Raw genomic sequence first — 21,221 nt, forward strand, 5'->3', positions numbered from 1 at the left:
GCAGCGAGCTCAGCCCTCGGGATCAAGCTGCGTGTCGATATCCCTGCGCTGATGCAGGATGCGAACAACAGTGATCCGCTGCGCGTCGTGGCGAAAGAAAACGACATGACGACCCACTGACGCCTTTCGGTATCCGGCCCGGATCGCCTCGGCAGACAGGCTCGCGCGGCGCCCATCCGCCAAATCAGCGCACAACGCGGCAATGGCCCGGACGTAGGTTTCCGCCTGAACAGGGCCCCAGTTCGTCTCGGTGTAGTCCCAAATGTCGTCAAGGTCCGCCAGCGCCGCCCGCGTCAAAACGTAACCGCTCATCCCCGCGCGCGACGGCCCGCGACATAGGCATCAATGTCCAGCGGTCGGGCAGGACCGGACGCTTCACCGGCTTCAAGCGCGGCCTGCAAAGATGCCACCTGCGCTTCACGCTCCTGCAGCAGGCGCAACCCTGATCGCACCACGTCGCTTGCGGATGCATAGCGGCCCGTCGCCACCTGATCCGAGATAAATTTTGAATAATGGTCGCCCAGGGCGACAGACGTTGTACGGCTCATAAAAGCAAATGTACCAATCTTTGGCACTCGTTCAAGGGCCTCAGCGAAACACGCCCGATCCGCCAATCGAAATCTGCGGTTTTACAGCCGGTGCAGCAGGCGCAGGAGTGGGGGCCGGACGCGGCGTTGTCGTGGCCCGGCGGGTTGTTGTCGTACTGGTGGTCGTTCGGCGCGGGGTTGTGGCGCGCGGCGCGGCCACAGGCGTGGGGCACGCCACATCGCCATTGATCATAATGGCACGAAACAGATCGTTCGACGGGTTCTGATCCGGCCAAGACACAGACGTCAATTGATCAAAATAAGAGGCCACCGACCGGCGCGACCCCGGCCCCCAAGCCCCGTCAATCCCCGACCGATAGCAGTTCATCCGCTGCAACTCGACCTGCAGAACACGGTTCAGCTGATCCGGTTCCGGGTCCAAATGCCCCTCTTCGATCAACTGCCGGAACAGGTCCGGATCATTAGCGCGCATCGCGGCACGGGCGTCCAGATCATCAAGAGCAAAGGCGACTTGCGTGACTGTCGCGGGCAACAGCGTTTCGATCCCGAACTCCGCCTCTTGCCCCGCCTCAATGGTGCCCAGAATGATGGACGGCTGCGGCAGATTGGCGGCGGTGCGCACAGCAACAGGCACAATCCCCGCCGTCTCAATCAGCGGTGTGCCAAAAACGGGTGCCGCATCTTGTGCAACAAAGGCGGTGCGCACCAACGCCCCTTCTTCAGCCACATCCAGATCCAGCGGCACAATCTCAAGACCCTGCGCCGAGACGACGACAGGGAAAAGAACGGCACAGGCCGCACTTCCGAATTTATGCTTCCAACGATGCAACACGCAGCACGCACTCCAGCTCACAAATGTTATCAGTCTATCTCCGCGCCCCAAGCAACGGCAAGACCTTGATGGCGCAGACACCATACCACACTCAAAAAGTGCGTCGCAAAAAATCACCCTGCAATCGACACCCAAATGTTGAGGCCGATGCGCAAAATCTAACTAAATGCAGGGCATTCGGATGGGTTGTGTTGCAGAGAATCAGCAGAAACCCGCCACCGTAGTCAGAAAGGGTGAAAAATGCGCAAGCCACGCCTATGTTGCGAGCATGGCACGTATCGTATCTTTCTCTCTGTCTCTTGTCGCGTTCTCCGCTGGCGCAGGTTTTGGGCTGTCGTCCATCCATAAGGCCAGCATGGACGGGAACGTCGCGCATCTCGAACAACCCGGCTTCTCGGCACCGGCGGCATCGGGATTTGCATTGCCAGAATATGTGCCCGTTCGGGTGCAACCTGCGCAAGAGGCGCCCGTTGCACCGGTGCAAGAAGCGATCGTGGACCCAGCGCCGATCATCGACCAAACGCCAGCGCCTGCGGTGACCCAACCGACGCAAAAGGCGGCTCCGGTGGCGACAGCAACGGTGCCTGCACCTCGGCCCCAGCCGGTTGTGCGCACAATTGAAGCACCCCAACCTGCGTACGATCCCAGCCGTTACAAGGCGACAGTGGCGAAACCTCAATACCAGTTTGTGGATCGCGCAACGGGTGGACCCCGGCCCAGCTATGTGGTGGGCGTCTACCGCTAACCCGCCTCCGGCACCAATCATCATCACTCAAGAGTTGACACCGCTTTCAACAGCGCTGCTAATGCATGCGTATTTCACGTATGAATTGGGGGCTTCATGAAGCGTCTTTTGACCACGGCTTGTCTGTCAGTCTTACTCTCGACATCATGGGCGGCCGCCCAGGACATCACAATCTCTCTTGAACTGAATCGCGCCAGCGCCTCCTCCGAAGGTGGATGCCAGGTTGTGTTTTTCGGCCAGAACGGACTGGACCAGGATTTCGAGGAAGTCACATGGCGGCTGGCCGTTTTCGGCGCTGACGGAGTGTTCCGCAATTTGCTGGCACTGCCTCTGGGGTCACTCAGCGCAGGCAAACGCCGGGTTGTGCAATACAACCTGCCTTCGGCATGCAGCGAATTGTCCGAAATCATCGTGAATGATGTGGCAAGCTGCAAACTCGCTGGCGCACCGGATGCCACAAGCGATGTCTGCCTCAGCCAATTGACAGTGACCACACGCACAGAGATCGGCTTTGGCCTCTAAGGCCCGTGCCATCTGACCGGGATACACCATGACCATCTTTCAAATCGCCACTCTCACGGTCTACGGCCTGCTGGGGTTTTTGTCGCTCGTTGCTTTGGGCACCGCACTTTACAAGGTGGGACAATTCATGCGCCTCGGCGTCGGCAAACGCAGCGATGCCGAACGCATCCTTGACGATTGGCTGAACGGGCGCGTGGACGAGGCGATCAATGCCGCAGGCCAGCGTCGCTCGGTGCTGTCACGCATCCTTCAGGCGGTGTTCTCGGGCATTCAGGCGCGGCCCAGCGATGTGCGCTACGCCGAAGAACTCAGCCGCCAGACCGCGATCATCGAACTCGCCAAGATGAGCGAGCGGATGCGCGCCCTCGACATGGTGGTGCAGGCGGCCCCGATGCTTGGCCTCTTGGGCACAGTGGTCGGAATGATCGACGCCTTCTCGGTGCTTGCTGTCACCGAAGGGGCCGTGGACCCAACCAGCCTTGCGGGCGGCATTTATGTGGCGCTGACAACCACGGCGGCAGGCCTTGTGATTGCGCTCTTTGCGTTCTTCATCGCCACCTGGTTCGAAGGACGGATTGACCGCGAACGCAACATGATCGAGGCGCTGATGTCCGCGGCCATTCACGGTCGGGTCGATCCCAACGCGGCCCGGTAATCGGATCCGGTTGGCATGGCCTCCCATCTCTCCACTCTGCCCGAGCGGCCCCGCCGCTACCGGTTTGTGCTGACACCGCTTGCGGACGCGATGTTTCAGCTGCTGATCTTTTTCATGCTGTCGACCAGCTTGACACCCTACTCGCTGATCACTCTTAAAACAGCCGCGGGTCCGGCTCCGGATGCCGACGCCGCGCAAGCGCAAGGGGCAGGCACCGACACCAGCCAAGCACCGCCCCCCGCGGCACAGGCCGATCTCATCCTGTGGACCCTTTCCGACGGGCGCGTGCGCACGGGCGGCCAGGATTTCGACATCGAACAAATCGGTGATCTGGCAGACGCTGTGGGGGCCGCCGGTGTCCCCGGCCAGGTCGTTTTGATCATCGACACAACGGCGCGCATCCAGGACGTCGCCATGGCGCTCGAAGCGTTGGATGGGGCCAATGTGGACGGCGTGCAAATCACCCGAGAGGGGTCCTGACGGCCATGCCCAAGGGACGCCTCCCATCACCGCCACCCCGCAAGGCCTTTGACAGCTCACTGGCGATCATCAACATCGTCTTGCTGCTGATCTTCTTCTTTCTGGCCACTGGCTCGCTCCTCAGTTCGCGCACAGTCGAAGTGGCGCTGCCCGAAACAACACGCCTGCCGCTCGATCTTCTGCCTTCGCCACTGCTGGTGGTGGCAACGGACGGGTCCATGACGCTGGACGGCAACCCGCTCGACACCGGAACGCTGTCGGTGGCCCTGGGCGACAGCCCAATCCTGCACGTGCTCGCAGATCGCGACCTGCCCGCCACCACTCTGCTGTCCACCCTCGACGACGAAGCGTTGATCGCGGTCGAAGTGCGCCTCGTGACGCTTCACCGCAACGAGAACGAGGGCGAGGACAGCCCATGAGCTTCCTGCCCTACGAAAGACCCAGAGGTCTCAGTTGGTACGGCTCCATGACGGCCTCTGCCCTCGCCCATGGCGGGCTGGTTGCGGTGCTGATGTCAGGTGCTGTGGCCTTCTTGCCTGAACCGGTCACAACCGAACTGAGCGAACCCGACTTCACCGTATCGCTGGAAATCCTCGACGCTGATCTTGTGGACGAGGTGGACACTGTGACCGAAGCGGGCGTGATCCCCGACGACGCCATTCCCCTTGGCCCTGATGACCTGGTGGCCGAAGGCACCCCCGACGCCATCGCAGCTCTGGACCCAGAGACCGACCTTTTTGAGCCGGACACAGATGCAGCCCTGGCGCCCGAACCGGATGTCTTGCAACCCGACACCGACACTCTGGCATCCGAAGAAGCGGACGTGGCCGCGGCGGATCCCGAAGTGCTCGCCCCTGAACCGGACCTGACAACACCTGAGCCTGATGTCCTGACGCCAGAGGCCGAGCCTCTTGCGCCCGAACCCGAAGCCATACCGGAGCCCGAACCAAAGATCGCCGGACCGGAACCCGAAGCGATCGCTCCGGAACCTGAGGTGGTCGACCCCGAACCCGCAGCACCCGCCATTGAAACGGAAGCCCTCGCCCCAGAGACCGTCATCGCAGAAGAGACCCCCCTGCCCGTCCCAACGGCACCGCTGGCCGCAGATCCGGTGCCGCTGGCGATCGACAATATCAGCCCTATTGATGATACCGTGCTGTCCCCACTCGCAGACGGTGGCGCAGCCGTTGCGCCGCAGGTAATTGCACCCGAAGACGACGTATTGCTGCTGGGCGAAACCGCCCCACCCACACCTGCAACGCCGGTCCCCGACACCGCGCCTGCACCGGCCCCGGCAGAGGACACACTCGCCCTCCTGCTGCCCGAGCCGGAAGTTACGCCGCCCACACCCACCGATCCCGCGCCCCCAGACGCCGAACCGGACGCCGAGACAGAGGCGGATGCAGAGGCAGAGACCAGCACAGACCCTGACATCTCCGATGCAGACGACAACGACACGGCGGTACCAGCAGCCACAGCCCCGGATGACACCCCTCTTGGTGCACCTGACGGAGAGGACGCGCAAACCACCGTGGTCACACGGTCACCCGTCCCCAATCCCAGCGCGTCCGATATCGCCATCGGCCAGCTGCTGGGCCGCATCCGCGAGGTGCCACAACCGCAATGCACCCTCGCCCTGTCCCGCCGCGCCAGTGGCACACCGGGGGCAGGCGTGTCCTTCATCGGCGCAGACACAGACGTGCTGGACACGCTCGCGCTTCAGATCATTGACGGCCTGCCTTTTGAACCTGTCCAAACGCGGGAAGAGATTGACCTGCGCCAATGCGCCCTGCTGGATGCGCTGCGGCAAGCAGACAGCTATCCGGCCAGCCGCATTGGCCTCGCACTCGACAGCAACACGCTCAGCAGCGGCGACAGCCTGACAGGGCGGGTCATCGGGGCGGGTGGGCTCTTTGTCACGCTGCTCTTGGTCGACGACAACGGCGTGGTGCAGGACATGGCGCCGTTTGTCACGCTCGACGGCACCACACCGGTCTTCGATGCACCTATCGCTCGGTCCGGCCCGGCCCGCGCCACGCGGCAAATCCTGGTGGCACTTGGCACCACAGACGCCCCGCTCGAGATCGAGCAGCTTCTGGGGCGCGTGGCACAAGACGTGTTTACAGCAATCCCCGCAGACACCCTTCAGGGGATGGTCTTCGGGGTCGCCAGTTTCGACGTGCGCTAGCGCGTCAGCTCCAGAAACGCGATATCCACGGCACCCTGACCGTCCGTGGCCAACTCTCGCATCAAAAGCGGCATGATATCGACCGCCCCAGTCCCATCACGCATCGCGCCCGCACGCACCAGCGTATCAGCCGAAGCGGTGGCCACCACCATGTAGGTCCCCGGCGCAGCTGACGGCAACCGGAAGGCAAAGCGGCGCTGATCTCCGATCGGATCATCAAACTGACGCATCAGCGAAAACACCATGCCACTGGGGTCAACAAGGGCAATCCAGTTCTGACGCCCGGCACTTCCGGACAACACACCTTGCACAGGATCTGCCCGCGACAGCGTGTTGGCCTCAAGCGCCACCTCGATCCCGGCACCGGCCGTGCCCTGCAAGGCATGGGCCAGATCAACCACACTGCATTGCGGGTCCGTCACGGTGCGCGGAACCACCTCGGGCGCACTGCCAAACGCCGCGCCAAAAGCGGCCCCAACACCGTCCAGCTGCGCTGGATCACGGGCAAACCCCTCAATCAATCCGGCAGACGGGCCCTGCGTCCTGCGCACGGCAAGGGCACATTCCGGCGGCACCGCTTCGGCCAGGAATGTGGCGCGTGTGCCGGGCTCGCGCAGCAGGCCTTCTGCTACGGGATCCGTTGTTTCCGATCTGCCGCCGGGCGTGTTGCCTGTCAGCAGAAAGTCACCGGCAAAGAACACGGCGGCACCACCCGCAGCAGCCAACGCCGCCACAAACAGCGTCGCGACCAGACCACGGCGACGTTCCTTTGGTATCTCGGTCGGCGCCGCGGTGCTCGGCGGGGCGGTTCCGCCCAGGCCGGTTTGGGTCATCGTACTGGTCGCGGTAAAAGGCACAGCCTGCAGGCCGGGCACCGTCCGGTTCACGGGGGACTGCGTCGGCTGATATGTGCCGCGCATCCGCTTGCTCAGGCTCGTGTCACCCTCATCCAGATCACGCAACGCGCGGATCACAGCCGCCATGCCAGACATCCGCTGCGCCGGATCAGGCTGCAGCATCTCGTGGATCAGACCGCGAAACTCTTCGGGGATCTCTGACAGATCCGGCACGCCCTGACGAATCTGCACCGCCTCGACAAAATTGCCGCCCATATCCATGGGCTTGCCCAGCAACATGGCAACCATCAAAAGGCCCAGCGAATAGACGTCACTCGCCGCTTCAGCCTGCCCGCCAAACGCCCCCATCTGCTCGGGCGACACATATTTCAGCTTGCCCGCAAACTCGTTGCCAATGGTCACATCCTTGACCGTGGACGACCGGGAAATGCCAAAGTCGATCAGCACAGCCTTACCGATGTCACCATCCTGCAGCATCACGTTGTCAGGCGACAGATCGCGGTGCACAACGCCGATATTGTGCGCCCGTTCCAACCCATCGGCCAGCCGCAGGGTCAGCTTGATGGTCTGGTCCCGCGTCAACGCGCCTTTTTCTTTCAGCGCATCGGACAGCTTGGTGCCTTCAATGAACCCCATCACCAGCGCGTGCAGGTTCAGGTTCTGATCCGGAGGCACATAGGCAAAATACCGGACAATGGCGTCGTGGTGCAGTTGGCGCAACACACGGGCTTCACGCTTGAACATGTCCGCGACTTTGGTGTCCTCGGCCATTTCTGGCAGGATGACCTTGATGGCCACCGACTCATCCGTGCCGATCTCAACACCGCGATAGACACGGCCCATGCCGCCCTGATCCAGCCGCTCTTCAACTCGGTACATATTGTTGATGATGACACCGGGTTCCAGGACGCTCAGCGGCTTGGGCTCGCTTGACTGCACGCGCGCAGCCGTTGGCGCAACGACGGTCGCCGCCTCTGCCGCTCCTGTGGCGGCAGCGCCCTCTTCCGCTGGTGCGTCAGCTGTTTCGTCGGGTGCTTCTTCGGGCGGTATGGCCTCCGCTTCCGGTGCCGGGCTGACACCGGCCTGAGGGGCTATGATGGTACGATCCAAGTCCTCATCTGATGCCGCCGGCGTTTCATCAGAATTGGCCTCAGCCGCAGAAGGCTCAGACCGCTGGGCGATAGAGGGCGCAATGATCGTGCGATCCGCATCGTCCTCGGGCGCCTCTTCCGGCGCTGCCGCAACACCAGGCCGTGCCGCAAATATGGTCTTTTCGTCATCTTCGGCCTCCGCTTCCGGTGGCAGACCCGAGGGTTTTTTGTCCTGATCGCTCATTGCTGTCCTCGCAACTCGGGATATTCACCCTCGATGGCAATCTCCGGCAGGCCCATATGCCTGCACCGCACCATCACCACAGACACATTGTCCTTTCCACCCCGTTCAAGGGCAGTCTTTACAAGTTGCTCACACATGGGCCCTAGGTCTCCGTTGGCTCCTGTGTACAACACCTCAGCCAACTCAGAATCAGCAAAATATTCAGTCAGCCCATCTGAACACAAAAGAAAGGTGTCCGCATCAGCAAGCGCACCTTCCACCATGTCACAGTCGGGCTCAGCGGTCACGCCGATGGCGCGGGTGATCACGTTCTTTCGGGGCGACGCTTCGGCCTCTTCCAGTGTGATGGCCCCGGTGTCCAGCAAGGCCTGCACTTCGGTATGGTCGCGGGTGACACGGGTCAATGTGCTGCCACGCATGCGGTAAACGCGACTGTCGCCTGACCAGATGCAGGCGAAATGATCCTGCTGGATCAAAAGGGCTGCAACGGTTGATCCTATGACACCGCTGCCCAGCTGTTCTGCATGGGCCTGTATGTCGCGGTTGGCTTGGGTCAAACGGTCCATGAACCGGGATTTGAGGTCCACCGCCCCCGTCGGCAGGCCCACCGTTTCCATGGCCCCCACGATGGTCTGGCTGGCAAAGTCTCCGGCTGCGTGACCACCCATGCCGTCGGCGACCAACCACAGGCCCCAGTCCGGGCGGACTAGCACACTGTCCTCGTTCAGTGACCGGACACAGCCCACATCGGTCTTGCAGGTGGTCTCAAAAGCCATTGGCGACCCCGAGGGCCGCACCATCTGTCCCGTCATCACAGCTCACGTCCCCCAGGCGCGTTGTCGTCTTCTTGGGCCGATGGCACCTCTTGTTGGGCATCCACCATCAACCAGTGCAGCGCGTCTGCCTGCGGCAAGCCTGTCACGGCCAACCACGCCGCCGCACGCCCGCGAACCGCATCGCACCACCAGTGGCTGCGCCCGCATTGCGCATGTGCGGCGTCGGGCGCTGCGGCGTCCTGCATCAAACGATCCAGATCGCCATCGGCGCGCTGCGCCCATAGCATACCCGACGCAGGCATCTGGTCCAGTGCCTCGTCATCCTCCGGCATGGGGTCCAGCAGGTCGATCAACGCCTGCACACCCCCCTGCCCCACTTCGGCACGCGCCACCCGGCCAAGCTGCGCCTCAAGCTGAGCATAGCGCGCAGCCTCATGCCCTTTCTGCACAGGGGGCGGCGCCGCCCCGCCCGACAGGCCAAGGATCAACGGATACCGTCGCCCGACCGCATCCCGCGACGGGGCCCACAACCCGTAAAACGGCACGCCCAAAACATCACCGCCACACCAGAACCGCAGCACCGGGGCGCTGTCCCAAACCGACGCCCAGGCCTCACCCAGCCCCGTGCGCAAATCAGGCAACACTCGCCCGACCCACTTTTCCAGCCGTCGCGACGCGTCGACAGGCAGGCCATGCGCCACAAAGTCGCCAAAACCGGGATGCTTGCCATAAATCACGTATGCCATCGCGCTATTCCAGCCGTGCCGGGCACACGAAATCGCGCCACACAGACGACATCAAAGGCATGTCGTCCCGCCCTTCCGCCAGGATGACAAGGCGCAGCGGAACGTCGCCAATCTGCAACCGCATCTCGACACGGTTGCCGGTCACCCGCACATCCTGCGCACCCCGCAACAGGCTCACCAAGGCCCAGGCACCGCCCGGCACACGCGCACGACGCTCTGCTGGCAAACCAGCGTTCAGAACCAGACCCACGCCGTTCACCTCTGACGGCCAGCGCACGACTACGCCCTCTGCGTCCGGGCCAAGGGATTGCAGCCCCTGCCCCACATCCAGATCCACCCGCGTCACCCCGTCTGGCACCTCCGCCATGATCAGACGCACCGGCAGGTCCGGCACCGACGCACGGCCCGGAAACAGCGCCGCCCGCAATCCCTCGACCGCCTGAAAATCCGCACGCACGTCGTCAGAGACCGGCAACCGAGCAGCCCCCTCAACCGCGCCATAGGTCGACCAGAACCGGTCCACCTGACCGCCATATCCAAAAAAGGCGGCAAAATCAGCCATGGGCAACGGCGCCGACCCCGCCGGAGCAAAGGGGTAAAAAGGCGTGATGCGCTGTTGGCACATGGCGGTGACATTGCGCGCCAACGCGGCCTGCGCCCCAGGAACACCGCTCTGGCCCATCACACGCCCCACGGCATCGGGCACAGGGCCGACCTGCCGGGCAACGTCCGGCCAGCGTGCAGGATCAGCGGCCACCTCCTCAAGCGCGCGTACAAGACGGTCGATGGGACGGTCCGCAAGCGGCCCCCGCGCCAAGGCGAACCATGGCGCAAACGGGGCCTGCACCGCGTCAGCCGACCGGCGCAGCGCCGCCTCGGCAGCCGCAGCTCCAACACCCTGTACTTCTCCAAATTTTTTAATTATTTCAATAGCTTCTGGCGTCGCCAAACCACGCGACAGATCGGTCTGGCCCACCACCTCTTCCACCAGAAGAGGCAAGGCTGACTGCGCAGACGTACCCGACACCCGGTCCAGCATTGTCTGCCAAGCCTGTTCAAACCCCACCGCATAGCGCTGTGATACCGCATCGCGCACAGCCGCACGGTCCCAATCGGCAACAGACGCACGCCCCAACACCCAGGCCTCTGCCATCACACGCGTTTCAAGACGCGCAAGCATGTCCAGAAACACCCGCCAATAGCCGTCAAAAGTGTAAAACCCCGGCACAGCCAGCGTATCCGGCGGACGGCCATCGCGGGCCAGCAGGCCCGGCATATTCGCAGCCAAGCGCACAGGCGGCAACGCCGATGCCTCCGCCTCCATCGCTCCAAACACGCGATCTGCTAGGTCCATATTGGCCAAATCTTCGCGCGCGCGATCCACCAACGCCCTGTCGGGCTTGATCCACGGCGACACGCGATCATCCAGTGCCAGCATGGCCGCCAGATGCGCGTTCACAGCTCGGTAATCGGCATCCGACCCCAGCGTTGCATATTCATCGGCCCAGGCCCCCGCGAAATAGCTTTGGATCGCAAGATCGTCGTCACGGCCATCCTGCTCCTTGGCCAGCAGGATATAAACCTTCAGCGCGGCATAGGCCTCGGCCTCGTCTCTCTCTGTCAACGCTTGGACCAGGCGCCGTTCGGCCAACAGCATCATCCGCGGGCGCAACATTTGCTCCAACGCCATGGAATAGGCATCAACGGCAACCCCGCGAATGGTGTCCACCCGCGACAATCCCAGATCAGGCAGGCCCGCATCCGGGGTCACTCCGGCATACCCTGCCGGAAGGACCCGTACCGCGGCCAAGGCGGGCAACAAGGGGCGGGTGGCCGCATTGTCGATCCGGCGCTCGGACAAGACACGCTGCGCGCGGCTGGCATAGACCGTGGTTTGCTGCTCGGCCGCACGTACCAGCGACGCATGGGTCCAATAGCTGTAACCAACCGCACCCGCACCGACGGCAAAAAGCGCTGCAATGGTCAAAAGCGCGGCGCCACGCACAATGCTGCGGCGCAGCATTCTACCGCGATCAAATCCGGCCCAGGACCGCTCGGCAAAAACGACCTTAGCCAACAGGTCATGCAGGAAATAGCTGCGCCCCTGCCCCGACATAAACGCCGCCGTCAGACCGGGGCCACCAGGGGGCGCAGCATAGGTGCCCAGCACCTGATCAATAGGCGATCCTTCTTGCATACCAGATGTGAAATAGAACCCTCTCAACAGAGTTTTCGACCGCGCCTGCGCACCGCTGAACACGTGGCCCAGATACGTAGCGACCGCAGGTTCAAGCATCGCCATCCGCGACGGAAATCCGAACACCGCGATCCGGGTCGCGCTGTCCAGTTCTTCGGCCATGCGGTCCGTGACTTCATCGGTCAGACGGCTGATCAGATCGTGGAACGTGGCACCCACTTCCGCGGCAATATCTGCCGGACCTTTTTTGCGCTGAAACGTCGTGCCCCACACAACTTTGCGCCGAACTTCGTCAAAACTGCCGAAATAGTCTCGAAATCCGGCGACCATATCCGCTTTGGTGAACATGACATATACTGGCACCTTGACCTTCAGCGCCTTGGTCAATTCGTCCAAACGCGCACGCGCAGTGGCAGCATGCTGCTCCAACCCCTCAGGCCCTGCTGTCATCAGGTCCGCACAGGACAGCGTCAGGATGACCCCGTTGATTGGCTGGTCAGGCCGCGCGGATTTCAACTGATCCAAAAAGGCGGACCAGCTCGCTTTGTCCGCGGCTGTGTCACTGTCCTGCGTGGTATACCGTCCCGCCGTGTCGATCAGAACAGCATCACGCGCAAACCAGAAATCGCAGTTCCGCGTGCCACCAAAGCCGGCAATGCCCTCAGGTTCGCTGCCCGGAAATTCCAGGCCAGAATGCAACAGAGCCGTTGTCTTTCCAGCTCCCGGCGGACCGATCAAAACATACCACGGCAAGTCATAAAGCGCCGCCTGCCCGCCCGATTGCTTCAGCTGCGCGACCGCATCCTGCATGCGTTCCGCCAGAATGGCGCCATCGCCCGCGCCACCGCGCAACAAGTTGGTTTCAAGCGCATCCGCTGCACGCCGACGCGCCCGCGCGCGCACCACCGCCGCTGCGGTAATCGCGACGCAAACGGCCCCGATCACACCCAGACGTGCAGGCACGCCAGCCAAAAGATCACTGCCCAGGATCGGCAACCCAACCCAGATGGCACCGATCAAAGCGGTCAATCCAACGACGATAATCAGGGCCGACACAATGTTGCGCAGCGCTCTCACAACCGCTCCTCCTTGCGCAACAGGATGTCCACGCGCCGGTTACGCGATCGCGCTTCGGCTGTGTTTGCACGGTCCAGCGGCTTGGACGCCCCTGCCCCCACAACCCGCATGCGCGTCGGATCAGACAGATATTGCGCAAGCACATCGCGAACGGCAGCAGCGCGGGCTGCGGACAACTCTTCGTTCGTTTTGTAACGCCCGCGCCCACTCAGAGGAATGTTGTCGCTGTGACCCTCGATGATGACCTCACCTTTTTCGGCTTCAAGCACCTGCGCAATCCGCGCGATCACAGGGCTTTCCTGCTGCAGGTCCGCCGCTCCGCCAGAAAATTCAAGCGCCGGTCCCAGGCGGAAGACAAGAAAATCGCCCGTTTCAGTTATACTTGTCTGACCCGCGCGCACGTCCTCTCCAAGCTTGCCTTGCAGCCGCTCCAGTTGCCCGGTTTGTGGCGCTTCATAGACCTGCACCTCTTCAATTGGGGCATCCGGCAAACCAGTGCGCTCAATCTCGAGGACGGGGCTGGGATCATGCAGGTCCAGAATGGCCCTTTGCGCAGCTTGGGCATCCTGGGTCATGGTCCAGGCCAACGCTGCGTAAAGCGCAACCAACATGGCCGCGGCCACGCCCGTAATTCCCCAAAGTGGCATCCGCGTGTTCCGGGAAGCGCCACGCGGGATCACCGGCAACCATTGCCGCGACAGTGTCAGCCGTGGTCTTGGCACAATGCTCCGGATCCGCCGATAAAGATCAGCCCGCAGCGCAATCAGAGCCGTTGGCCCATCCGGTGCCGTGCGGTATTGCCCCTCGAACCCAAGCGCGAGACAGGCAAACATAACCTCAAGCGGCCCCGTACTCGCTGATGGATCGCGAGACAGGCGGTGCAATCGGGTAAAAAAGCCAATGCCCGGATTAGGGTCCCCAAAAAGTTCAGCAGTGAGGCCGTGCGTGCGCCAAAATTGGACATCACTGCCGGGAAGATTTTGCGCCACATCATCGCAAGTTGCCGCCAACGCATAAGCCGCGTCGGTGATTTCGTCCTGCGGGATACGATATGCTCTGGCTTGGCTGTGGAATTGATCCAGTGCGACCTTGAGATGTGACCGCAAGGCGTTTGTTTCCATCTCCAATCGACCGGCGCGCAACAGCCCCAGCAGCCCCAAAATATTCTGCGCGCAAGACAAAAGAACGTTGGTCGCTTTGCCGTGCAGCGGCGCGGCGTGTTCGATCACCCGATCCAACGATACCCGCTCTTGCACAGCTGGCTGAGACCGTTCCGAGCGGCGACTCAGAATTGTTACGTCGTCAAACTCATCTTGCGCCGTCTCAGTGTCCGGCGCGGGTGAGCTTGGGGCGGGCGGTGCGCGATGTGGCAGTGCTTTGCCGAAAACGGTGCGATCATCTTCGTCGCGCGACATCAGCGTTCCCCAAACATGTCATGCGACGGATCAATCCCAGCTGCCTGGCCCGTCATCAAACTGAACTGCACATAATCAACCTCAAATGGCGCTTTGTGCTCTCTTTCCCAATCGACTGACAACACTTTGCGGCTTGTGTCGCCGTGCGTCAAGATTGGCGCGGAAATGAGCTGTTGACAGCTGTCAACTTGGACCAGCACTCGCATCGAGTTGACAGCTGTCAACTGTCGGGCGCGGTGTTCAGGCGGGCCATGATGAGGCGCGTGATCGAGAAGCGACCCTCTGCGGCTTCGCGGGTGAGGGCGCGGAGATAACCGCCGGGGGATCTTATGTCGTGGATGCGTTCGGTGAGGCAACAGATTGTTAACCCTGCTGTGACCGGACCCATTTGGGCGACCGCGTCGTGCCATGCAGAGGGGCTGATGCCGATCATACCGCGCAGAGAAGCCCCGAGCCGAGCGAGATCATCAAAATTTCTAATCCCGTTAGTTGCATATGCACAGGCCTCAGGCAGTGCCTTTATTACGAGGGGCAGGGGCAACGTGTGTTCCTGATCACTGTCCTTGCTATCGGTGCCATCAGTCACCGGCTTGGGTTCCTGCGCCTCAACCTCCGCCGCCTTGCTTTTTTCTAAGCAAAGTTCAAGATCAGTAGTATTTGTATTTGAATTCTGATGGTGCCGCTCAGAACTGACGTCATTGCCGCTCATTTCTTTTGCTTTAGAGACGAATTTCAACACCTCGCCAAGCAAGTCGTCTACTTGTTCCTCAATCTCTTCAAGATCGGAAAAAGACAGTTGCCTGCGCATAGAACGGGTTACGTCCAGAAGAGTGGCGAGAATCTTTTGCCAGTCGCCGCGATACCCCTGATCCTGCCCGTAGAGAGCCAGTTTCTGAGCGTCACGCTTGCGCAAAGAGACACGCTCACGCAGCGCCTTGAAGCGTGCAGACGCGTCACGAGCGGCCTGAGCCGCCTGGGCGATCTCGGCGCTGCGGTGATGCAACGGGGTCAGGTCGAAGCCAAAAGCACGGACCACAGCGCCATCATGGTCACGTGTGGCGTATCGTTTGCCGTTCGGACTGTCGTGACGCAGGATTACTCCTGCCTCCACCAACCGCGCCAGATGTCGGCGCAATGTGCTTTCCGCCATGCCGTGGCAGCGTTCGCCAAGGGCCCGGTTCGACGGAAAGACGATCATGTCGCCATTTCCGCCCAACATTTGATCGGGCAAGAAGCTCAGCAAGCCTTCGAGAACACCAATTTCTCGATCTGTGAGACCAAAGGCCGTGCGGGCCGCACACAGTTCACGCAGGATGTGCCATTTGTCGACGGCGGGAAGGGTAGGGGTGTCTTCGGCCATGCGGGCCACCGCCTTGAGCAGGCCAGCAGTCACCGGCCGCTGCCCGAAGGGCGTCGTTGAAAGTCGTTCCATTGCTGATCACAAGGCAAAAAACTACTGTTCACCCGCCAGGTGTTGTTGACAGCCGACTCTGTGAGCGCTTAGATTCGGGGTGCTAGAACCAAATCGGAGCCTCTCGGGTCGTTATGATCTGGGGGGCTTTGATCGTTTTAGAGCCTGTCTGTGCCTCCTGTTGTTTTCACTGCTCGGTTACTCATCAGACCCGTCGGCTGTGTCGCCGCTCCAGGTCTGGTGAATCTCATCCAGATGGTCGATCAGCCACTCTTCGAACCCGCCGCCACCGGTACGGGGCAGGGTGAGGACAAGGCTGTCGGGCTTGCGCTGTACAGTGCCGATCACAATACCCGTCTGGCGCCCTTTGATTGTGCGACGCTGGCTGGGTGCGCGTTTGCCCTTTGTAGGGACAGGTTTCGGGGGTGTCACAGCGGCATCTTGCTGCGCTGCAGCATAGGCAATTTCGAAGCGGTGGTTGCTATCGTCAGCCGAGCCGGACACCGCGATCATGTCGATCAGCATCTTAACATCGGCCTGTTCGTCATCAATCCAAGTCGCCAGTTGCGCCCAGCGATCGCGCCCAGCGGCAGGCGCTGCACCAATCCTTTGGATCAGGTCAGGGCCAAGCCTGTCCACGATTTGCAGCATCCGGGACACGACTGTCTTGTCGATGGCAAGCGCATCACACATGGCCTTGCGGTCATAGCCCGCGTCACGCATTTGCGCCGCGAAATTCGCCTTTTCGATAAAGCTAAGACCGCGGCGGGCATTGTTTTCCTGGCCCTGCGCCATAACGAGGGCTGTGTCGTCCAGATCGCGCAGGAGCGCCTTGACCGGCTGGCCCAGATCCCGCAGTGCCAGCACGCGGCGGCGGCCATAGACGATCTGGTACCGCCCGTCGGTCTCCGGATGGGGGCGGACGAGTACCGGCACCTGTTGACCGTAGTCGCGAATGGAGGCGAGCAGGGCGGCATCTTCGGCATCATCGGATTCCAGCCGGTCTTGAAGGCCGCCGGCGTCAATCTCGAACGGGTCGAGTTCCAGCACAGCGCGCGCCTTGAGCGCCTCGATCGACTGGCTGACCGCACCAATGGCGCCTTTGCGCGGACGTGGCGGGGCAGGGGGCGCATCGCTGGCAGGCTTGGCCGCGTCTTCGATCAAGCTTTGCAGCAGGTTTTTACGTGCCATGGCGCCCCCATGCCGTTTGAATGAGCCCTTCGATTTCGCCGTTGACCGCGTTGATGGATTCCATCGCGCGGTCATAGGTGCTGCGGGTGAATTGGGCCTTTTCGACCTCGTATAGGGTCTGTTTCGTGATCCCCGCATCGGAGATGGCGGTGGATTTCAGGACCGGGTGATTCAGCACATGATCGCCAAACATGGACCGCATGAAGCTGACCATCTGGTTTTGCGGTCCGTCGCCCGGCTCGTACCGGGTGATGACATAGCGCAGCCAGTCATAGCTCATGTCTCCTCCTGCATCGGCCACGACCCCGAGCAGGTTCGAGGTCATCAACAGGAACTGGCACATCGACATCACGTCGAGCATTTGCGGGTGAACCGTCACCAACACAGCCGTTGCAGCCGACAGAGCGGACATGGTGAGAAAGCCCAGCTGCGGCGGACAGTCGATGATCACAACGTCGTAGTCGGCTTCGACCTCGGCCAAGGCCGCATCGACGCGGGTGAAGAACATGGCCCCATCCCGAGCGGCCAGGGCGCGGGGGGTTTCGTGTTCGAACTCCATCAGGTCGAGGTTGCCGGGCACGATGTCGAGATTGGTGAAATAGGTTTTGCGGATCAGGTCGTGCATCGGCACCGGATCGTCGTAGCGGATCGCATCGTAAATGGTGCCGCCATCGAGCAGATCGAATTCCGGTTGAAAGCCGTGGAGCGCCGAGAACGACGCCTGCGGGTCCAGATCAATGGCCAGCACGCGGTAACCGTCGAGCGCGAGTTTCTGGCTGAGATGCGCAGCGGTTGTGGTTTTGCCGGACCCGCCCTTGAAGTTGATCACAGTGATGACCTGCAACCCGTCATCGTCGCGCCGACCGGGCAGGTAGGTGCCGGGCGTCTTGGTGCCCTGTTCGAGCATGTGCCGGAGTGCCTGGATGTCTTCGGGTGAGTAGTGGCGGCGGCCCCCGGCACGGATCTCGGGCTCTGGCCCGCGCCCATCGAGGTGCAATTTACGCAAATAGGCGTCCTTCACCCCCAGGAGGTCAGCCACTTCGCCGGACGTGAAAGTGCGCAACGTGCGGGTTGCATCGGGCGGAAAGAGCTGCGCACGGTGGGCTTGCAGTCGCTCGGACAGCTTGGCGGCGTGGCCGCCCACAAGTGTGTCGATCCGGGTCGCGTCTTGGGTCATGGATGCGCGGTGCCTGTTCTTCTCCTGTCGCCCCCGGTGCGGGCGATGTGCCTCGTGTCTGCCCTGGTTTCCGACCCATTCAACCAATTGGCCTGCGTGAGTTACGGTTTTGGGCGTTTTATTCTGTTCTTGGCGTAAACGTATGGAATGCATTTGCGATTCCCGCAAGCCTTTTCCACATATGGTATTTGCTGCCTTTGACACCACAAGGTTGGCGTCCGGTCGTGCACGCGCACAACAAATGGTTAAAATAATGCTCGGCAAAGGTGCAAAGTGATTGCTCGCTTGAGTGTAGCATGGTTGTCTCTGGCATACTTTGGCGGCCGTTGATCATGGGCCGCGTGTTTGAGCCGCTGTGGCGGCAGTACGAATTTAAGCGGCTTCGGCTGCAAAACCCTGGGGACAGTTCCTGATGATTACCCTTCGCACGTCTTTGGCCCAAACCGGTATCCGTCAACGCAGCTTGCGCAAACACTGTCGCTTGGGCCGGGCAACCGAGTTGGTTTTTGTGTTGGCAACCGGCGCGATGCTGATGGTCGGCGCGTCCGCAAACGCACAGGACACGTTGACCTGGGATGGCGTCAGTGTTGGTGCGGGGCCCAGTGACAATTGGAACCTGCTGGATGACAATTGGCTTAACGGCGCCGCGCGAGAGGCTTGGACGAACGGCGACAACGCAGTCTTTGACGATGCCGCAACCGTCACCATCGACGAATTGGGTGGTGTGACGGCACAGAATGTTGACGTGAACGTCGATGGCGTCGTGATACAGGGGTCGGAAACGCTGGACGTGGATGGCACGCTGACCGTCAACACAGGCACAACAACCGTGTCAGCGACCATTGCTGAAGGGCTTGTGACCGCGGGGACAGGCAACCTGAACGTAAATGGTGGCGTGACCGGCACGCTGCAGACGACGGGTTCGGGGACTGTGACGCTTAACAGCAGCGCGAACGAACTTGACCACGATTCCGGCACGACCATCATCGGCGGCACAGGGAGCGTCACCACGACAACAAACATCGCCGCTGGCACGGTCACGAACACCGGCACGATGACTGGCCTTGCGACCGTGTCGGGCGGCACGCTCAACAGCTCGGGCACCCTGACAGCGGGCGCCAACAACACCGGCGGCACCGTGAACATCACGGGCGGCACAGCAGGCGCCGTGACCAATGCCAGCACACTGACCCTGAGCGGCGGCACCACCGCATCCGTCACCCAGAGCACCGGCAGCACAACCGTGTCCGGCGACAGCACAGTGACCAACCTGACCGACATCAACGGCGGCAGCCTGACCGTCAACAACGGTATCACCCTGACCGCAACAGGCGGCGTGGACATCGCAAGCGGCGCGACCGGTGCGATCAATGGCATTGTCGACGGCACGCTGGCCAATGCGGGCATCGCCACCATCACCGGCGATGTCACAGGCAATGTCACCAACACCAACGACCTCGATCTCAACGGCGGCTCGGTCAACGGCATCGACAACAATGGCGGTGACGTGGATGTCACAGGCGGCGGCACCGTCGACACAACCATCACCACCAATGGCACCTTCAATGTGAACTCGGGCACGCTGGTCGTCACCGGCGACAGCACCACCAACGAGAATGGCGGCACGCTCACCATCGCGGGCGGCGCAACGCTGGATTCGAACACGACCAACGATGCGGGCGGCACGCTGACCGTCAATTCCGGGACAATCCAGGGCAACGTGACCAACAACGGGTCGGCGAACCTGAACGGAACCGTGTCCGTGACCGGGAACTACACCCAGAGTGCCTCGGGCACGTCGTCCACCACAGTGAATGGCACAACGACCATTGACGGTATGCTTGACATATCGCAAGGCGCGCTGAACGTGACCAATGGGTCATCAATTTCTGCCACGGGCGGGACCACCTCGATGGGCGGGATGATTGACGGCCAGGTGACCGGCGATTTGGCGTCGACCGGGGATGTGGACGTTGGTGTAAACGGCGTTGTCACTGGAACCCTGACCAACGAGGGCGTCGGATCCAGCAACGCAGGCACCGTCAACGCGCTGGTCAACGATGCTGGCACGTTTACCAACACGGGCACTGTGACCACCACAACAACGGTGAATGCTGGAGCCGTGACCAACTCGGGCACTATGACTGGCCTGGCGACGGTGAATATGGGCGGCACGCTCACGTCGACCGGTACGCTGACTGCCGGGGCCACAACGCAGTCCGGTGGCGCGTTGAACATCAATGGCGGCACGTCCGGCGACGTCACCAATGGCGGAACCTTGAGCATTGGTGGTGGGTCTATCAGCAACGTCACCAACACCAATGTCACCAATGTGACCGGCAACGGAACCGTAACGGGCACCTTTGCCAACTCGGGCACCACAACCATCAGTGATGGCGTCACGTTGAGCGCAAACACCATCAACAACACAGGTGGGTCCATCTCCATTGGAGAGAATGCGACCCTCGCAGGCACGGGCAATACGCTCAATAACGGTGCTCCCATCAATGTGGCTGACGGCGGGACCGTGACCGACGCTGGAGCCATCAACAACCTGGCGGCAGGCACCATCACCTTCAACGGCAATGGCACGTTGACCGCCGATGATGATGCGGCAGGTGACGAAGGCATCACCAACGACGGCGCTATCAGTTTCAACGGCGGAGCGGGGACAACTGTCACTGTGTCCACCGGTGGTGCGGGCACGTTTGTGAACAACGCGGGCGGAGTGGTGACTGTCGCCAACGGGTCCGGTGTTGACTTGACCGGTGTCGGTGCGATTGGTCTGACAAACCTGGGCACGCTGGATGTGAACGGAGGGGCAGTTACCGGCAACCTGGTGAACCAGGGGACATCGACCCTGCAAGGCTCTGTCACTGGAACCTACACGCAAAACACCTCGGGCACCGCGCTGACGACCGTTGATGGAGACACAACTGTGTCGGGACTGGTCGACATCGACACAGGTACGCTGGACGTTGATGCGGGCCAGACCCTGACAGCAACCTCAGGCGTGGATTTGGCCGCAGGCACCAACGGTACGATCGATGGCAACATCGACGGCACGCT

Annotated in this window: 17 protein-coding genes and 1 pseudogene; 7 read left to right on the top strand and 11 right to left on the bottom strand. The window is 61.8% G+C overall.

What is annotated here, in order from left to right; translation table 11 throughout:
• Nucleotides 1-9: 9 nt before the first annotated feature.
• The 3 genes from RA29_RS19265 to RA29_RS22135 are packed head-to-tail and all read right to left on the bottom strand — an operon-like array spanning nucleotide 10 to nucleotide 1,380.
• Complete coding sequence (locus RA29_RS19265) at nucleotides 10-312, bottom strand: type II toxin-antitoxin system RelE/ParE family toxin (protein ID WP_039689107.1); 303 nt, start codon at nucleotides 310-312, stop codon at nucleotides 10-12.
• A complete protein-coding gene (locus RA29_RS19270) occupies nucleotides 309-548 on the bottom strand; it encodes a type II toxin-antitoxin system ParD family antitoxin (RefSeq protein ID WP_039689109.1) in 240 nt (79 codons plus the stop codon). The genes RA29_RS19265 and RA29_RS19270 overlap by 4 nt, the downstream gene beginning before the upstream one ends.
• A 40-nt stretch (nucleotides 549-588) precedes the next feature.
• Nucleotides 589-1,380 (bottom strand): hypothetical protein, encoded by a 792-nt coding sequence (locus RA29_RS22135; protein ID WP_052249798.1) that lies wholly within the window; start codon nucleotides 1,378-1,380, stop codon nucleotides 589-591.
• A gap of 268 nt (nucleotides 1,381-1,648) precedes the next feature.
• Here RA29_RS22135 and RA29_RS19280 point away from each other — a divergent pair, with 268 nt between their 5' ends.
• The 6 genes from RA29_RS19280 to RA29_RS19305 all read left to right on the top strand — a co-directional run bounded on the left by RA29_RS19280 (nucleotide 1,649) and on the right by RA29_RS19305 (nucleotide 5,970).
• Nucleotides 1,649-2,125 (top strand): hypothetical protein, encoded by a 477-nt coding sequence (locus RA29_RS19280; RefSeq protein WP_152613091.1) that lies wholly within the window; start codon nucleotides 1,649-1,651, stop codon nucleotides 2,123-2,125.
• A gap of 96 nt (nucleotides 2,126-2,221) precedes the next feature.
• Complete coding sequence (locus RA29_RS19285) at nucleotides 2,222-2,647, top strand: hypothetical protein (RefSeq protein WP_039689115.1); 426 nt, start codon at nucleotides 2,222-2,224, stop codon at nucleotides 2,645-2,647.
• Nucleotides 2,648-2,675: 28 nt separating this feature from the next.
• Nucleotides 2,676-3,302 carry a MotA/TolQ/ExbB proton channel family protein gene (locus tag RA29_RS19290; protein WP_193743590.1) on the top strand — a complete coding sequence of 209 codons (627 nt, stop codon included), beginning with the start codon at nucleotides 2,676-2,678 and terminating at the stop codon, nucleotides 3,300-3,302.
• 15 nt (nucleotides 3,303-3,317) lie between these two features.
• Nucleotides 3,318-3,782 (top strand): biopolymer transporter ExbD, encoded by a 465-nt coding sequence (locus RA29_RS19295; protein ID WP_039689117.1) that lies wholly within the window; start codon nucleotides 3,318-3,320, stop codon nucleotides 3,780-3,782.
• 5 nt (nucleotides 3,783-3,787) lie between these two features.
• Entirely contained in the window at nucleotides 3,788-4,201 is a 414-nt protein-coding gene (locus tag RA29_RS19300) for a biopolymer transporter ExbD (protein ID WP_052249799.1), read from the top strand.
• The gene (locus tag RA29_RS19305; protein WP_152613092.1) at nucleotides 4,198-5,970 is read left to right on the top strand and encodes a hypothetical protein; all 1,773 of its coding nucleotides are present in this window, start codon (nucleotides 4,198-4,200) and stop codon (nucleotides 5,968-5,970) included. Before RA29_RS19300 ends, RA29_RS19305 begins: the two co-directional genes overlap by 4 nt.
• Here RA29_RS19305 and RA29_RS22140 read toward each other — a convergent pair.
• The 8 genes from RA29_RS22140 to repA form a co-directional block, all read right to left on the bottom strand.
• Nucleotides 5,967-8,162, bottom strand: coding sequence for a serine/threonine-protein kinase (locus RA29_RS22140; RefSeq protein ID WP_052249800.1), 2,196 nt, complete (start codon nucleotides 8,160-8,162; stop codon nucleotides 5,967-5,969). The two genes, RA29_RS19305 and RA29_RS22140, sit on opposite strands and share 4 nt — an antisense overlap.
• The gene (locus tag RA29_RS19315; RefSeq protein ID WP_241462660.1) at nucleotides 8,159-8,938 is read right to left on the bottom strand and encodes a protein phosphatase 2C domain-containing protein; all 780 of its coding nucleotides are present in this window, start codon (nucleotides 8,936-8,938) and stop codon (nucleotides 8,159-8,161) included. The genes RA29_RS22140 and RA29_RS19315 overlap by 4 nt, the downstream gene beginning before the upstream one ends.
• Before the next feature lie 35 nt (nucleotides 8,939-8,973).
• A complete protein-coding gene (gene tagF / locus RA29_RS22145) occupies nucleotides 8,974-9,684 on the bottom strand; it encodes a type VI secretion system-associated protein TagF (protein ID WP_052249802.1) in 711 nt (236 codons plus the stop codon).
• Between the two features lie 4 nt (nucleotides 9,685-9,688).
• Nucleotides 9,689-12,958, bottom strand: coding sequence for a type VI secretion system membrane subunit TssM (tssM, locus tag RA29_RS19325; protein WP_039689121.1), 3,270 nt, complete (start codon nucleotides 12,956-12,958; stop codon nucleotides 9,689-9,691).
• Nucleotides 12,955-14,373, bottom strand: a complete 1,419-nt coding sequence (gene icmH / locus RA29_RS19330) for a type IVB secretion system protein IcmH/DotU (RefSeq protein WP_039689123.1) — start codon at nucleotides 14,371-14,373, stop codon at nucleotides 12,955-12,957. The genes tssM and icmH overlap by 4 nt, the downstream gene beginning before the upstream one ends.
• A 220-nt stretch (nucleotides 14,374-14,593) precedes the next feature.
• Nucleotides 14,594-15,805 carry a plasmid replication protein RepC gene (gene repC, locus RA29_RS19340; RefSeq protein ID WP_039689126.1) on the bottom strand — a complete coding sequence of 404 codons (1,212 nt, stop codon included), beginning with the start codon at nucleotides 15,803-15,805 and terminating at the stop codon, nucleotides 14,594-14,596.
• A 177-nt stretch (nucleotides 15,806-15,982) separates the two neighbouring features.
• Nucleotides 15,983-16,975, bottom strand: coding sequence for a plasmid partitioning protein RepB (repB, locus tag RA29_RS19345; protein WP_039689128.1), 993 nt, complete (start codon nucleotides 16,973-16,975; stop codon nucleotides 15,983-15,985).
• Nucleotides 16,965-18,152: a plasmid partitioning protein RepA gene (repA, locus tag RA29_RS19350; protein WP_039689130.1), complete on the bottom strand. Its 1,188-nt coding sequence runs from the start codon at nucleotides 18,150-18,152 to the stop codon at nucleotides 16,965-16,967. The genes repB and repA overlap by 11 nt, the downstream gene beginning before the upstream one ends.
• A 412-nt stretch (nucleotides 18,153-18,564) precedes the next feature.
• Between repA and RA29_RS19355 the strand changes: the two are divergent.
• Nucleotides 18,565-21,221: pseudogene (locus RA29_RS19355) on the top strand (S-layer family protein); the annotation flags it as partial.

This window comes from Tateyamaria sp. ANG-S1, assembly GCF_000814025.1.
In the GTDB taxonomy this organism is placed as follows: Bacteria; Pseudomonadota; Alphaproteobacteria; order Rhodobacterales; family Rhodobacteraceae; genus Tateyamaria.